The organism is Sphingomonas aliaeris, assembly GCF_016743815.1.
In the GTDB taxonomy this organism is placed as follows: domain Bacteria; phylum Pseudomonadota; class Alphaproteobacteria; order Sphingomonadales; family Sphingomonadaceae; genus Sphingomonas; species Sphingomonas aliaeris.
Window position 1 is genome coordinate 517,732 of sequence record NZ_CP061035.1, and the last position, 15,532, is coordinate 533,263.

Genomic DNA, 15,532 nt, shown 5'->3' on the forward strand with positions numbered 1-15,532 from the left:
ACTGATCAATGCGGCAGCCGTAATTCCAGACAGGAGCCCGCTCTTTACGAGGTATTGAAATCCTGTGGTGCCCATCGCCATCCATCCCGTATGTGCAACACGCATTGTCGCTGCCCGTCGCGCTTACCACAATCAGTGAAATTGTCGACGTCGACATTCGCTTGGTGGGGGAGGCTGCTGTTTGCCGGAGGCGTTCGGTTGTGAGTCGCGCAGCCATGACGATGTCATTGGCGGCAGGATCGCACCATCGTAAGCGTTCGACGGAACTGGTTGAAGACGACGTTACCGCCGGCCGGTTGCACGCAGCGCGCCAGTGCCGTTTGCAAGGCTGTGCAGGATGCGGAAGCGGGCTTCGATCAGGCTGAAGATGCCGAAGCCGAACAGGCCGATGGCGATCACGATATCCGTGGGGCTGTTGAGCCAGGACAACGCCTCGGCAAAGCCACCCGCCTGACTGGCCTCATGGCTGAACCCGGCCTTCAGCAATAGGTAGGCGCAAATCAGGAACACGATTCCCCGCGCAGCATAGCCAGCACGACCGCTCCAGCGTGCCCAGGCTTTGTCGGCGATCCTTGGTTCCAAATGTTTCAGGAAGCTCGCTTTTGCCGCCTTGACCAGTTGAAGCAAGCCGATGACGACAAGCAGGGCGCCACCGATCATCACGATGACCGCGCCGCCGGGTAGCTCGAGCGCAGTCTGCGTTCCTGCCTCCGTCCCATCGCTTGATGCATGCAGACCGCGGATCAGTCGCACCGCCTGCCAGGTGAGCAGAAGGTGCACGACTCCGCTCAGTCCGGCACCGACCCGCTCCATGATTCCTTTACGATCCGTGCCGTGCCGCTCGACATCGAATGCTGCGTCGAGCAGCCGCCATAGACCATAGGCGGCCAGCCCGGCCGCCATGACGATCAGCAGTAGGCGCCCGGCACCGTCGCCGACATATTCAAGTGCCCCGGCGGGATCCTCGGCTCGCCCCGCGCGGATTACGAGGAACGCGATAACGAGATAGAGTATGCCGCGGGTGGCGAAGCCGATCCGGGTCAGCATAGTCAGTCTATCATTTATGTTCATTGATGTCTTTCGTGAGGGGCTTGGAGGCGGTTCGCCCCTTTTATAAGTGGCATGCCCATGCTTACCGTCATTGGCGTAGTAGATCGGCAACTCCCGGGTGGGGCAAGGGTCAACAAGAGCGGTATAAGATCTCGCCGCGCTCACGCCTGCTGACGCTTGTTCCTTGAGGTGTCAGCGAGGCTATTGATGTTACCACGGCGAAACGCGTTTCCGGGTGAAACGCGACCCGCATGAAGCTATGCCGAACGTCCGGTACTTCGAGGCGGGGGGTGCTGACCGGCGAGCTGGCTTACCTCCAGAGAAACACCAAGCAGACTTCCTACGCTCCACTCAGCCTCCTCCAGGCGCCTTGGTGCCTCGCGGTTTCGATTCCGGCGTGATGCTTTCCCGTTTACCGCCTTCCTTCCACTCGATCCGGTAGAGATCGAAGCGGCGATCCGCGAGGTTGCGGACCGTACCTTCGGCCCGTGCCCATGTCAGGTCCGCCAGGTTGACGTCGGCTATCGTTACCGTTTCGATATTCTCGCTCGCCTCGGCTGCGATGCCGTCGCGTGCGAACGGAAAGTCGCAAGGGGTGAGAATGCATGACTGGGCGTATTGGATATCCATATTGTCGACGCCCGGCAGGTTGCCGACATTGCCCGAAAGCACGACAAAGCACTGGTTTTCGATAGCCCGCGCCTGCGCGCAATACCGCACCCGCATGTATCCCTGCCGATTGTCCGTGCAGAAGGGGACGAAGATGATGCGGGCGCCTTCATCGACCAGGCGTCGCGCAAGTTCGGGGAACTCGCTGTCGTAGCAAATGAGAACGCCGATCGGACCGACATCAGTCTGGATCACGTCAACCGAATTCCCGCCTTTGATCTTCCACCAATAGGCTTCGTTCGGTGTCGGGTGAATCTTTTCCTGGGAATGGATCGACCCGTCGCGCAGGCAGACATAGGCGATGTTCTGAACGCTTCCATCCTCGACCCGCGTGGGATGTGATCCCCCGATGATATTGATGTTGTACCGCAATGCCATCCGCGACAGCTCGGCGACGATCGGCGCGCGGTGTTCCGTCATCCGGTCGATCGCCTGCATCGGCGTCAGAACCTCAGGCTCGAACGAGAGCAATGACATGGTGAACAGTTCCGGGAACACCACGAAGTCCGAGCGATATTCCGCCGCGACATCCACGAAATATTCGACGTTCTTCACGAACGCGGCAAAGTCGTCGACAGCCCGTGCCTGAAACTGCACGGTTGCCAGCCTGACGCTTTCGACATCGCGCGGGACGCGGAAGGCCGGCGGCTCGGTCGGATCGACGTACGGGTTGCGCCACACCATGTGCGCGGCGAACCCGTCGGATGCCTTGTCGAATGGCAGATACCGTTCCAGCACGCCGATGGGCGTAAAACCGTTCGACAGCTGGAAGCCGATGACCTGATCGCGAAGCTCGCCGGCCTCGACGCGTGCAAGATAGTCTTCCGGGCCCGCGACCCTGGCCTTCGCGCGAGCATAGCCTGGCATCCTTCCGCCGAACATGATTCCGCGCAATTCCAGCCGCTCGGCCAGCGCCCGACGCGCTTCGTAGAGCCGCTTGCCTATGCGCAGCCCACGATGACGTTCGTCGACCGCCATCTCGATCCCGTACAACCAGTCGCCGGTCGCATCGTGACGACTGCCGAACCCGTTGCCCGTGATCGTTGCCCAGTCATGCGCGGACAAGGCGATGGCTTCATCGATGCGCGACGAGGCGCAATAGCCGACGATCGTGCCCTCGAAGACCGCAACGAACTGGCCCTGCGGAAAATTGTTGATCTGGCCACTGACCTGGCCTGCACTATAATTCTCGATCCCCGGATAGGCGCGGCTGATCAGGGTCAGGATCCCCGCGACGTCGGTCGGGACGGCGACGCGAACCTCGAGGGTTGCGGGGGTTTTGCTAGGCATGATGCACTCCAGAATATTTATTGCAGTCGGGGCAGGCGATCATTCGCCGTTCGCATCGACGGTAAACACCATCGGTTTGCCGCGCGATGCGGGCTCCCATCCAGCGGATAAGGCCGCACGAACGCCCCGCGCGGCAATTGCGTCGGAGATCTGGGAACGTCCCTTGGGTAACCCTTCAACAGTCGTTTGGGGGTAGGAAACTCCAGTATCGCTTCGCGTTGGGAATCGACCTGCCGCAATGAAACGCACATGCCTTTCCACCCATCCGCGGTAAGTTGTGGCTCGCGCACAAGCTGCCACTCATATTCCGAGCCGTCTATTTCAACGATGCCGACGAAATTGCGTATCTGGGCCATGATGCGGCGTAGCAGGTCTGCGAGCCCTTTCCATCCAAAGCCGCGATCCGGCCGGATCACAGCGGACAACATTCCGCTTCCTCAGGAGCGGACATAAGCCAGATATGATTTGATCGCGCGCCGTGTTAGCGAGCGCGGAAGATCGGAAGATGCGCAAACCGCAATCTACTCGGAAAGAAAATGCCGCCGTTGCGATATGAACGTGGTTGATACGACCCTGGAAATGGTCGGCTGGAATAGCTTCTTCAGTGATCAGGTGTCCGCTTTTGAGGCGGTACAATGCCGTCCTGTCCGGGTGATGGCTGTCCATCGCGGCAAGATTGCCGTTCTGGGCGAAGGCGAACCGCTTTCCGTTACGCCCTATATTGCCGGCGCTTCGCCTTCGGACGATCATCCAACGGTCGGCGACTGGTTGCTGATCGATCGTGCGACGGCAGAGCCGCTCCGCGTGCTCACGCGGAAGAATCTCTTCAAACGGCGCGCTCCGGTTGATCGCCAGAGGGACCAGATGATCGCCGCCAATATCGATACTGTGTTCATCGTCGCGTCCTGCAACCAGGATTTCAGCGTCGCGCGGCTCGAGCGGTATCTGGTGCTGGCGCGCGAAGCCAGGGTGTCGCCAGTCGTGGTGCTCACCAAGACAGACCTGGCCGCAAACCCCAGCGACTATGCAGCAGCCGTACGTGCGATCGAGCCGGGCCTGCGCGTCGAAATGGTCGATGGCCGCGACGCTGTCGACGCGGTTCGGCTGGCGTCTTATTGTGGCCTTGGCCAGACCGTGGCGCTGCTTGGATCCTCGGGGGTCGGAAAATCGACCCTCGTGAATACCTTGCTGGGCTCTGAGAACATCGCCACCCAAGCTATTCGCGCCGGTGACGATACGGGCCGACACACCACCACCGTACGTGAAATGCATCGGCTCGCTTACGGGGGGTGGCTGCTCGATACGCCCGGCATGCGGGAGCTGCAATTATCGGATGCCAGCGGCGGTATCGCCGAGGTGTTTGACGATTTTATCCTCACGGCGGAACGCTGCCGGTTTGCCGACTGCCGGCACGGGAGCGAACCCGACTGCGCGGTGCAGACAGCGATCGCGAATGGCATTTTGACGGACGACCGGTTCTCCCGCTGGCAGCGGCTTGCGCGGGAGGACATAGTCACCCCGGTCTATCCTAGGCGGCGGCGCTAGGGGCGGAGCGTCGTGTAAGGGGGCCTCGCCGTGTCCGTTTGAACAAACGTTCGCCTCGTGCCGATCATCACCGGGAAGCGGACAGGCCGTTTTCCAACGGATGAGAACGCTCGTTCATATGGTCGGGCTGCTGATCGAACTGTTTAACCATGTGCTTCCCGACAAGCCACTTAGCCATGAACAGCGCACCCATTTATCGCATGACGCACAGAACCCCTCTGGCGCTAGAGGCACGTGGTCCATGAACCCCGAAGGCGACGGTGGGCCGATCGGATATGTACAGTGCACCTCCGGCTTAGCCGCCACAACCGGCCTTCTTCGTTACACCTGCGCATCGTAACTAATCACCGTAAATGGTTTTAAAAGTGTAAGAAATTCTTACACCGTAACTGCGGCGCTCGGTAAAATGCCTAGAAATCTACAGTTGGCACGGTTCATGCTACTTTCATTGCATCAGCGCCGAGGCGCCTCGACGTTTCGCCGCTCTTACTTTGATTATAATAATTCCGGAGACCGACCATGAAGACCATGACCAAATTGATGCTCGCCGCGACTGTCGCAATTTCCGGTATCTCGGCGGCGACGACGGCTAATGCTGCGATCGTGACCTACACCTTCTCGGGCGTGTTCAACGGCTCCATCGATGGCCGGGAGTTCTCGAACTCGCAGGCTACCTTCACCGGCATCGGCGACACCAACAATGCGTTCTTCCAGCAAGACGCCAACTTCGTGCCGCTCTCGTCCTTTACCGCGGTTTCCGGCGGCACGACCTTTGATTTTGGCGCCGGCTTCAACTTCTGGTCGAGCCCGACGTTCGGTACGTCCGGCTTCAAGACCGGCGACGACTTCATCGCTTTCACCGGCCTCGGCAATTACGCCAACCCGTCCAACCTCGCTCCGACTCCCGTCAGCGTCTACTTCTACGCTACGCAGCCGTTCGCGAGTTCGCAGGGCGCTGTCGTAATCACGAATGCAACTCAGACTTCGTTTTCGGCGTCGGTTGCTGCGGTGCCTGAGACGGCTACCTGGGGCATGATGATCCTGGGCTTTGGCATGATCGGTGCGGCTTCGCGGAGCCGCAAGGTCAAGACCACGGTCAAGTTCGCCTAAACCTCACGTCCAAGAGTCACATAAAGCCGCTGGCCTTCGGGCCGGCGGCTTTTTGCTGCCAAGCGCAGTCGATCCAACGCTAACGCCAACCGATATTCAGGGCTCTGCCAGACGAAATGTACTGTTCGCTAGGGGGCGGATCGAGCTGTCGGCATGCCCCGCCCCCCGCAAGCCTGCCAGCTCGTTTCTCTATTTCAACTCATCGCCGGAGGTGATCCGCCTGATAGTGATGATGTACGTTTACTACCACTGTCGCTGCGCAACGTGGGGGACCTCATTTTCGAGCGGCATCGACATCTGCCAGCAACCTGCTGCCGTTGGTATCCCATCATGATTTTGCTTGGTCAGCGAACGTTATTAAAACGTCATTCCTCGGGGGCAATGGTCACTCTCATGCCGTCCGTCGCGTCAGTGATCGATATCTGGCAGGAAAGCCGGGAATTGGGTTGGCGACGATCGGAACTGCCAAGAAGTTCGTTCTCGTCGTCACTGATCATCGGCAGATCCGCAACTCCGGCACCGTCGACGTATACGTGACATGTCGCGCACGAGAGACAGCCGCCGCATAACGCAAGCATCTCGTCGAAGCCGGCGTCTCTGATCGCCTCCATGACGCTCAGCCCCGGCTCGGCATCGAGAACGGCTTCCGCTCCGCTCCGGTCGACGACAATCAATTTCGGCATGCGATATCCTCTGGTCGATAGGTTGATAGCTCGATGCTCACAGATCCTCACCCCCATCCATGCGAATGCATTGCCCCGTCAGATAGGACGCCTGATCCGAGGCCAGGAAAGCGAACATATCGCCGGCTTCGCGCAGCGATCCGGGGCGCTGCATAGGTGTGTTGAGCATGTGACTGCGGCCGATGCTGGCGAGCATTTCGCTCTGGGTCTGCGGTTCGCCGTCGGACGGCGACTGCAGCCAGTCCTGATGATCGGCATAAGTGCCATCGCCGACCCAGCCGATCCGCACATAGTTCGCGCGGATGTTGGCCGCGGCCTCTTCCGCGGCGATATGCCGCATCATCGCCTCGACCGCGCCTTTGGACATGCCCGACGCTCCGTTATACAGCGCAAGCCGGCCGACATCGACCGTCGTGGTACAGGCGATCGAACCACCGCCGCTCTTGCGCATACGCTGCACACTGCTTCGGAACAGCCGGAAATAGGCCAGCGCGTCGTTCGCGAAGAAGTCATCGATCTGTTCGGGCGTATAATCGACCGTCTTGGCGAACCGCGGCGAAGCGCCCGCCGTGGTGATCACCGAGTGAACGCGGCCCGTCCATGCCTCCACCTCGTCGAGCGCCGCCTCGATCTCGTCCGGGTTGCGCATATCCATGCGCCGCGCACGGACCCGAAAGCCCTTTGCGCCGAGTTCCGCGACCAGCGCCGCAGCCTTCGCCTCGCTGTTGCGTCCCTCTGCTCCCAGATAGGTGAACAGGACCGGCACGCCTGCGCGGCCCAGCCCTTCCACCACGCCCTGGCCGATGGAGCCGGTGCCGCCCGCCAACAGAGCGCCGCCGGGAGGGTAGGTGTACGAGATCGTCATCGTCTGTCGTCCTTGTGCGGGATCGTTGCGCCACCTGCGCTGGAGACGGGCGGTCGGTTCAAAGGTGCATGCCGCCGCTGACCTGGATGACCTGCCCGGTGATCCAGCTATTGTCCGGCGATGCGAGGAAGGTGACAGCTCGCGCGATATCGTCGGGCGTTCCCAATCGGCCGAAAGCCGTGAGGCCTTTGATCGCCGCCATCATCTGGTCGTTGTCCTTGATTCCGCTCAGGAAATCCGAGTCCGTCGCGCCGGGTGCGACCCCGTTCACTCTGATGCCGCGCGGAGCGAGATCGGCGGCGAGCGACAGCGTGAAGGCGTTCTGCGCTGCCTTCGACATGGCATAGGCGATGACGGACGGGTAGGCGACCATCGACACCATCGATGATATGTTGATGATCGCGCCGTGATCGCTGATCGTCGGCACAAGTGCCTGTGTCAGGAAGAACGCGCCGCGGACATTTGTCGAGAAGATCGTGTCGAAATCATCCTCGGTCGTATGCTCCAGCGTTCGCTGGAGGCCCATCCCTGCATTGTTGACCAGGATGTCGATACACGGGCCGCTGGTCGCCACGAGCGACCGGATACCTGATGTGTCGCGCAAATCGGCATGCGCGCAGCGTGCGCTGCCGCCCGCTTCGGTGATGAGGTGGACGGTTTCCTCCGCCCGCTCCCGCCCGTTCGCATAATGGACGATCACATCGGCACCCGCTGCCGCCAGATGGCGAGCGATCGCGCGACCGATACCCCCGACGCACCCGTGACCAGCGCCGTCTTTCCTGCAAGGTCCGCCGCCATGATCATCCTCCCCGTGGTATTGATCGTTCAGGATCGTGGGCGCTGCGATCCGGTTGCGACATCTGCTTGTCCTGTAATGGATGCCGCTGGTTCGCGGTCGGTCCATCGGCAGCCATGTTGCCGTCGATCATGGACGTTTTGTCCCGTTCTCAACCGGCGTTCAGACCGTCGACAGGGCACGATCGAGTTCGTCCTTCGACAAATACGTACCGGCATATGCCTCGCGGGCCTTGCTCTCGCGTGCGGCGGCTTCCGGGGTCGGATCGATGACGTCCTCGACACGCAGCCGCTCTATGCGCGATTGCCAGGCCCCGATTTCCAGTTTCTCCACTTGGGCCGACAGATCGCACGACGACTGTGAATCATGGCGTTGCGCCCAGGCTTTCAAGGCAGGTGAGCGGTCGGTCATGCCGTAGATTGCCACCACCGGAAACTCGGTCGTCGAGGGCAGGTGTTGAACCTCGTGCAGACTGAAAAGGCTCGCGCTGCCAAAGCCGGGCATGGCGAGTGTATCCGGCGCATGAACTTCCTCGAACCACTTGCGGAAGGTGGCAAAATCGCTCTTGGGTTGGATCAAGGCCGTCAGTATCTCCGATCCACGTCGAAACCCGGCTTCGCGGGTCCATCCATGAGACAGATACTCCGGCTTGTAAAAGTAGTCGCGCAGTCCCGTGAAATCGCCGTCGCGCGAGATTTCCATTCTGGGCGTGCAGGCGTATTCGAGGTGGCCGTCCACGGACCGCCGCGCCGAGTTCCACTCGTAGATCGTGTGCGCCCACAAAGCTGGCGCGGTGGCTTTGCCGTCCAGGACCGGTTGCTCTTCGCCGATGCAAAATCGCTGCGTTGCGAGGGCACTGTCCAGACGCATCGCGTCGCGGATGTGGATGTTGGTGTACCAGTCGTCGAACTCGAACAATCGCCCCTCGACCGGGTTCTGATAGACTAGCAGGATGCTTTCCAAGGTATCGGCCACAACATCTCCTGTTGGTTCGTATGCTGCAAATGAATTACGCCTCGGGTGCACCGGGCAGGAATGGCGTGTAGGTGCCGATCGTCTGCCCGCCGTCCACGGCGAGTTCCGATCCACACATGTAGGAGGAATCGTCGCTGGCCAGGAACAGGCTGACCCGCGCCACCTCGATGGGTTCACCGATCCGCTGTATCGGCTGACCCGTGTAATATTTTCCGAGGTTTTCGACCGGCTCGTCCGTGATGTTGCCCATCGGCGTATTGATGCCGCCGGGATAGACCGAGTTGACGCGAACCCCCCGGTGGCCCAGTTCCAGTGCGGCGGTTTTGGTCAGCCCGCGAAGGGCCCATTTGCTGGATGTGTAAGCGGCGAGACCGTTCAGGCCGAAGAGGCCGGAGGACGAGACGATGTTGACGATCGAACCCTTGCCCTTTTCGATCATGACCGGTGCGACGGACTTCATGCCGAGCCACGGCCCGATCAGATTGATGGCTAGGACCTGTTCGAAAACGCCTTGCTCCAGGTCGAGCAGAGCCGCCGGCCGGTTGATGCCAGCGTTGTTTATGAGCACGTCGATGCCGCCCCACCGGGCTACGGTGTCGGTGACCACCGCCTGCCAATTGTCGGCATCCGATACGTCCAGCTTCGCAAAAACAGCGTTCGCGCCGATCGTGGCGGCCACGGATCGGCCTTCGTCGGTCACGTCGGCGACGACCACACGCGCGCCGTGTTCTGCAAAGAGACGAGCCGTTGCCTCTCCCTGACCGCGCGACGCCCCCGTGACGATGGCAACCCTGCCGTCCAACTTACCGCTCATGCAATGTCCTTTCCGACAGGCTTCCTTGCGGGCCTTGATTTCGGGATATCCGGGTTGTTCACCGATGAACCCGCTCGGCAGGGTCGAACGTGATTTCCAGGCTACCGATGGTGTGGAACAGCAGGCTTGGCTGATAGGACGTGTCGCTGCCGTCCACGATCTCGATATTGTGGAGCCGCTTGAGAAGTTGGCGGAACCCGATGACCAGTTCTTTCCGCGCGAGCATCTGGCCCAGGCACCGATGCACGCTGGGTGCGCCGAAGGCGATGTGCGTGCGCGCATTCTTGCGCCGTATGTCGAACCGGTCGGGGTCCTCGAAGCGCTTGGGGTCGCGGTTGCCGCCGTCGTAGCGCAGCAACAGGGTGGAACCGGCAGGTATGTCGGTGCCCGCCAAGGTCATATCCTCGCGTGCGATGCGCCACATCGACGACGCCGGAGTTTCGTAACGCAGGATTTCTTCCACCGCATTGTCGAAGAGCGAAGGATCGTCGATCAGCGCCTGCATCTGGTCGGGATGGCGGAGCAATTGCACCAGGCCGCTCATCAGCGTGTTGCGCGTGGTCTCGTTCCCCGCGACCGCGATCTCGAACGCCAGCGCCGCGGCCTCGATGTCATCGAACGGCTGGACGCCGTCGACCTGCACGCAGACGAGGTTGGAGATCAGGTCGTCCTGTGGTTCGACGCGCCGCGCTGCCACCGTTTCATGAAGATAGCGGCGAAAGTCGACGATATCGTGCGCTGCATGGATCTCGTCTTCCTTTGTTCCCGTTCGTCCCACGATCGTGACGACCGCGTCGGACCATTTCTTGACCTTGTCATATTTGTCCCGCGGCAGCCCGAGAATGTCCGCGATGATGTATGTCGGCAGCAGCACCGCAAATTCGTCAACGAAGTTGCACCGGCCCTTCTCGATGAACCCGTCGATCAGTGTGTCGGTCAAGGCTTCGATGACGGGCGTCAGGTGCGACACTCGGCCGGTGGCGAACACGGCGTTGACGAGCGAGCGATAGCGCGTGTGATCGGGCGCGTCGCTGCCCAGCAGCAGCGTGGCCCGCAGCGGCGCCTGCTCTAGGATTTCGGCCACCTCCGGATGGTTGTTACCCGCCACGAACAAATGGCCGAAGTCGTTGGAAAAGGCATCGGTACGCTTGGCGATCTGCTCGATGATGACCATGTCGGTGACGACGAAGATCGTGCGTCCGGCCGGATCTACAGTTCGCATGACCGGCGCATGCGTCCTGAATTCGGCCATAAGGGGGAAAGGATTGGCGAGTGTTTCGCGATCGTAGAAATCGGCTGAGGTCTGGGGCGGGTTCATCATCTATCCTTCGCTTGCGGGGACCGCGCGATCGTCATGTTCCCGCACGGGCGGGTAAAGACCGGGACGTACGGGGGCATGACCGGAAGAGACGTCGTCGCGTCCCCTGCGATGCTGTTTCGCTCGCTTCCATCATAACGATCGCCATCGATCGGCTCGAACGCATCCGCATTCGGCCGCGATGGCTGTGCGGCGACGTGGAAGACGTCGTCGGCGTGCGATGAATCCGGGTTTTGCGATAGCAGGGCAGTATGTCGGCGAAGACGTCGTGACGCGAAGTCCGATGATCGGTCGAGTGCCAACACAGCTTGGACAAAGCTGCCACGGATTGACTTGCCATGCGCGGGGCAAACCGACATCGAACCTCTCCAGTTCTTTTGCTCTGCCTGCGGTTACATGCTCATCAGCATTTTGCAGTGCTTCGTATAACGTCCGGTCTATGTGAGTTTGGCAAAGGTCGCGATCGATTTAATTGCCGCGACCGGCAATTCGATCGCAACGCGCTTGCTTTCGGCGATACCTCCGCTGTGTCGGTAAGGCAGCGGCCGCCGCTCCGCCGGTCGCTGGCTATCGGTGGTTCGTGTCCCGGCCGAATGCGTGTTCGAGCATCAGGCTGGCATCGTTGATCCACGTCTCCTGATCGAATGCGGTTCCGTTCTGCCCTGCCTCGAACATCGGCGCGCAGGCCATCGGACCGGTCGTCAGGCTCATGATGCTCAGGATGGCGGTGGGGATATTGAGATCATAGTGGTATCGTCCGTTTGCAACACAGCTTCGGATCATTCGCATCATGCGAACCACGGTCTTCTTCGCTGTTCTGCTTCTGAAATTTCCGATCAATACGGAATTCGGTCGGAGCGCCTCAATGACCATGATGCTGCCCGCTTCGTACAGAGGCGGATTGTAGTAGATCTCGACCAGGGCGCGTATGATCGGTCCCGCGGCGCCCTTCGTTGGATCGAACGACCGCTCGACTTCAGCCATTTTTTCGTCGGTATGGCGCGCAAGCACGTCACTGACCGCTGCCAGAAGCCCGTCCTTGTCGCCAAAATAATAACGGATCATGCTGGGTTGCGTGCCTGCGATTTTCGCGACTTCGCCCATCGTGATGTCGACGTGGCTTTTGATCCTGAGCAGCGCGAACGTCGCATCGAGCAAGGCGTTGCTGACACCTCCTGCCTCACTGTTCGGCGGCCTGCCGCGCTTGCTCGTCACGACCTCTCTCCTTCGTACGACGTTATAGGCTGATGTCCGGAACACGGCATCGGAAAGATATTTGCAATGATCGAGGTGCCGAGCGTCACCCCCACCAGCATGCGCGGTTTTTCGCCCGGGCACCGCGCAAGCATCGACTTATCCGACGCCGGCGGTGTCCGATCAGCGCCGCATCCCTGGATTGTTGCCAGTTCGCCTAGAACCATTAAAGTAGCACGCTAGCTTACGAAAAGGATTGGCGATGGACGCATTGCGGTCATGGGCGGAACGGCAGCCAAATAAACTCGCCGCAGCGATGGCGACCTCTTCGGAGCAACTTACATATGCCGAACTCGATCAGGAAGCGGATCGCGTTGCATGCATGCTCCAGGGCTTGGGAATCCCCGAAGGTGGCACCATTGCCTTGCTGCACGAAAACAATCTGCGAACGCTCAGCTTGTGGTGGGGCGCCCGTCGCGCCGGCCTGTACTATGTGCCGCTGGGTACCTCGCTACGCCCTGCCGATCTTGCCTTCATTGTAGAGGATTGCGCCGCATCCGCGGTTTTCGTCACCCGAGGGCTTGAGCAACAGGGGGTGGCATTGGCCGCCGAACTCGGCAATAATCAAGACACCCCGATTTATTGTGATGGTCCTTCTGCAGTGTTGAAGGACTTTTCCATCTTACTTGAGGGTTCATGCGTGAAACCTCGCCCTGCCGCTCTATTCGGCCGGGAGATGATCTATTCATCCGGTACAACCGGCCGGCCAAAGGGCATCCGACGCGACCTTTCGTCGGTGGAAAATGCTATGGTCTTGCCGGAATTGGAACGCCGGATGCGGCAGGTGTACCAGATCGACGAACGGACGATATACCTGTCTTTGGCGCCGCTGTATCACGCCACAGGCCGTTTTCTGAACCGTGCGATAGAGTCCGGCGGTAGCGTCGTGATCCTGCCGAAGTTCAATCCTCAGGACGCCCTGGCAACAATCGAGAGGTTCGCCGTCTCGCACACCCAATGGGTGCCCACCATGTTCAGCCGGTTGCTGGCGCTGCCGGAGGAGATACGTAGCCGATACGATCTTTCGAGCCACAAGGTCGCATTGCACGCGGCTGCGCCGTGCCCGATACCTGTCAAGCGAGCGATGATCGAATGGTGGGGTCTGATAGTAGACGAATATTATGGCGGGTCCGAGAATGCCGGAGTCACATTTATTTCCGCACGTGAATGGCTTGAACGACCCGGCTCGGTCGGACGATCGATTACCGGCAGGATACATATCCTGGCGGATGACGACACCTTTTCGGAACTCCCGGTCGGACAAACCGGCTTGATATATTTCGAAGGTGGTCTGAACTTCCAGTATACCACGGGGGGTGATACCCCATCGGTTCGCGGTGATCTGTCGACTTATGGAGATCTGGGTCATGTCGATGAAGATCAGTATTTATTCATCAGCGACCGGAGGAGCGATCTTATAATATCAGGCGGCGTCAATATTTATCCAAAAGAGGTAGAACTTGTAATCGAGACATATCCTTCGGTCAGGGAGGTCGCCGTGATTGGTGTTCCGGATCCGGAATTTGGACAGCAAGTCAAGGCTGTCGTCTGTATGGCCAACGACATTGAGGATAGGCCGTCCCTTGAAAGGGCATTGATGCAATTCTGTCGTGAAAATCTCTCGAGTATAAAGTGCCCTAAAGGCATCGTTTTCATCGACGAGCTTCCACGTAACGAAAACGGCAAGCTGCTGAAACGCACATTGCGCGACCGGTTCTCGGCCCCCTGAGGGTCTGCTCTGCCCGACAATTAATATGTTGCAACGAAAAATCTGCCCGATAAAGTACGCTAGATAACTATCGGCAAATTCAATGCCGTTCGGAGAGGCGGCATGATCAGCGCGCAATCAGAGATACCCCGTCTGACCAACCGAACCTGGTTGATGACCGTGCTCGTTGGGGTGTACGCCTCGAATTTCGTTGACCGAATGATCCTCAATGTCCTGCAACAGCCGATCAAGGCGGAGTTGCACTTGCAGGACTGGCAACTCGGCATGCTGAGCGGAACCACTTTCGCCTTCTTCTACGCCTTTCTCGGGCTGTACGTCGCGCGGGTTGCGGAACATGGCGATCGTACGAAGGTGGCTGCGGCCTGCATCTTGCTGTGGTCGGTCATGACAGCCATTTGCGGGTTCGCCACGCAATTCTTTCACCTGCTTTTGTTGCGAATCGGCGTGGCGGTTGGCGAGGCCGGTGCGACGCCGACCGGGCAAAGCCTGATTTCAGATTATTACGAACCGGAAAAGCGCGCCGGTGCGCTGGCGATTTTCCAATCGGGGAACACGCTGGGACACGTGTTGGGTGCCGTCCTGGGCGGCGTCGTCGGACAGGCGTGGGGCTGGCGCTGGGCCTTCATCATTGCGGGCGCGCCTGGGCTGATCCTTGCCGCGCTGATGCTGTTTACCATCCGGGAGCCGCGCCGCATGGCGGGCGCCCGCGAGCCGGTCCCCGATCTGAAAGTCGTCGCCAGCGCGCTGTTCGGCAAGCGGACCTTTCGCTGGATGGCACTCGGTACAGCGGCCACGCTCTTCGCCTCCTATTCGATTTCGAGCTTTATCTCCCCGCACTTGATGCGCTCCTACGGCGTCAGCCTGCAGACCGCCGGTCTGTTGGGGGGTGTGGGGGGCGGTTTGATGCTGGGCGTCGGGACCCTGATCGGCGGTTTTTCCGCACAAGCGCTCGCTCGCTCTGATCGTTCCTGGTTACTTCGTGTACCTGGAATCACGCTGTTGGCTGCAGGCCCACTCTGCGTGCTGACGTTTTCCGGGCTTGCGCTGGAAGTGACGATCACCGCGTTTTTGCTGATGAATTTATGCGTCGGCACATTCCAGGGGCCGGTGTTTGCCATCAATCACTCGCTCGTATCGGCACGGATGCGTGCCACGGCAAGTGCGATATTGCTTCTGTTGATCACGCTCGGCGGATTAGGTCTCGGGCCTTTGCTGATTGGCATCGCCAGTGATCGGTTGGCCTCGATGTCGTTTGGGGGCGAAAACTTCGCAACGGTTTGCGCCGGCGGTTCAAGTCCACTCGAAGCCTGCGCTCTCGCGTCCGCAGAAGGACTCAGGCTGGCATTGATCAGTTGCTGCCTCGTCTTCGCGTTCGCCGGGATTTGTTTTCTTCGCAGTACGCGCACCATTGCCGCCGATGTACTGGACTAACAC

Annotated in this window: 13 protein-coding genes and 1 pseudogene; 4 read left to right on the plus strand and 10 right to left on the minus strand. The window is 60.0% G+C overall.

All coding sequences use genetic code 11. From position 1 onward, the window contains the following. Positions 1–282: 282 nt before the first annotated feature. The 3 genes and pseudogenes from H5J25_RS02240 to H5J25_RS20480 all read right to left on the minus strand — a co-directional run bounded on the left by H5J25_RS02240 (position 283) and on the right by H5J25_RS20480 (position 3,365). A complete protein-coding gene (locus tag H5J25_RS02240) occupies positions 283–1,071 on the minus strand; it encodes a DUF1206 domain-containing protein (protein ID WP_202094323.1) in 789 nt (262 codons plus the stop codon). A gap of 330 nt (positions 1,072–1,401) precedes the next feature. Beyond that, positions 1,402–3,009, minus strand: coding sequence for a GNAT family N-acetyltransferase (locus tag H5J25_RS02245; RefSeq protein ID WP_202094331.1), 1,608 nt, complete (start codon positions 3,007–3,009; stop codon positions 1,402–1,404). A gap of 39 nt (positions 3,010–3,048) precedes the next feature. Further along, positions 3,049–3,365: pseudogene (locus H5J25_RS20480) on the minus strand (hypothetical protein). Between the two features lie 196 nt (positions 3,366–3,561). Between H5J25_RS20480 and rsgA the strand changes: the two are divergent. Further along, positions 3,562–4,554 (plus strand): ribosome small subunit-dependent GTPase A, encoded by a 993-nt coding sequence (rsgA, locus tag H5J25_RS02250; RefSeq protein ID WP_202094337.1) that lies wholly within the window; start codon positions 3,562–3,564, stop codon positions 4,552–4,554. Positions 4,555–5,073: 519 nt separating this feature from the next. Then, entirely contained in the window at positions 5,074–5,664 is a 591-nt protein-coding gene (locus tag H5J25_RS02255) for a PEPxxWA-CTERM sorting domain-containing protein (RefSeq protein WP_225883291.1), read from the plus strand. A 365-nt stretch (positions 5,665–6,029) separates the two neighbouring features. On the opposite strand, the gene H5J25_RS02260 is transcribed toward H5J25_RS02255, so the two are convergent. The 7 genes from H5J25_RS02260 to H5J25_RS02290 all read right to left on the minus strand — a co-directional run bounded on the left by H5J25_RS02260 (position 6,030) and on the right by H5J25_RS02290 (position 12,330). Beyond that, on the minus strand, positions 6,030–6,347 hold the full coding sequence (locus tag H5J25_RS02260; RefSeq protein WP_202094339.1) for a 2Fe-2S iron-sulfur cluster-binding protein: 318 nt from the start codon (positions 6,345–6,347) through the stop codon (positions 6,030–6,032). A 37-nt stretch (positions 6,348–6,384) separates the two neighbouring features. Then, the gene (locus tag H5J25_RS02265; RefSeq protein WP_202094341.1) at positions 6,385–7,212 is read right to left on the minus strand and encodes an SDR family NAD(P)-dependent oxidoreductase; all 828 of its coding nucleotides are present in this window, start codon (positions 7,210–7,212) and stop codon (positions 6,385–6,387) included. 58 nt (positions 7,213–7,270) lie between these two features. After that, positions 7,271–7,912, minus strand: coding sequence for an SDR family NAD(P)-dependent oxidoreductase (locus H5J25_RS02270; protein WP_263973952.1), 642 nt, complete (start codon positions 7,910–7,912; stop codon positions 7,271–7,273). 258 nt (positions 7,913–8,170) lie between these two features. After that, positions 8,171–8,983: a hypothetical protein gene (locus tag H5J25_RS02275; RefSeq protein ID WP_202094345.1), complete on the minus strand. Its 813-nt coding sequence runs from the start codon at positions 8,981–8,983 to the stop codon at positions 8,171–8,173. 34 nt (positions 8,984–9,017) lie between these two features. Beyond that, on the minus strand, positions 9,018–9,797 hold the full coding sequence (locus tag H5J25_RS02280; RefSeq protein WP_202094347.1) for an SDR family NAD(P)-dependent oxidoreductase: 780 nt from the start codon (positions 9,795–9,797) through the stop codon (positions 9,018–9,020). Between the two features lie 58 nt (positions 9,798–9,855). Next, complete coding sequence (locus tag H5J25_RS02285) at positions 9,856–11,115, minus strand: cytochrome P450 (RefSeq protein WP_202094349.1); 1,260 nt, start codon at positions 11,113–11,115, stop codon at positions 9,856–9,858. A gap of 567 nt (positions 11,116–11,682) precedes the next feature. Further along, the gene (locus tag H5J25_RS02290; protein ID WP_202094351.1) at positions 11,683–12,330 is read right to left on the minus strand and encodes a TetR/AcrR family transcriptional regulator; all 648 of its coding nucleotides are present in this window, start codon (positions 12,328–12,330) and stop codon (positions 11,683–11,685) included. 241 nt (positions 12,331–12,571) lie between these two features. On the opposite strand from H5J25_RS02290, the gene H5J25_RS02295 reads away from it, so the two are divergent. Next, positions 12,572–14,098: an AMP-binding protein gene (locus H5J25_RS02295; RefSeq protein ID WP_202094353.1), complete on the plus strand. Its 1,527-nt coding sequence runs from the start codon at positions 12,572–12,574 to the stop codon at positions 14,096–14,098. Between the two features lie 102 nt (positions 14,099–14,200). Continuing rightward, positions 14,201–15,529, plus strand: a complete 1,329-nt coding sequence (locus H5J25_RS02300) for a spinster family MFS transporter (RefSeq protein WP_202094355.1) — start codon at positions 14,201–14,203, stop codon at positions 15,527–15,529. Positions 15,530–15,532: the final 3 nt, after the last annotated feature.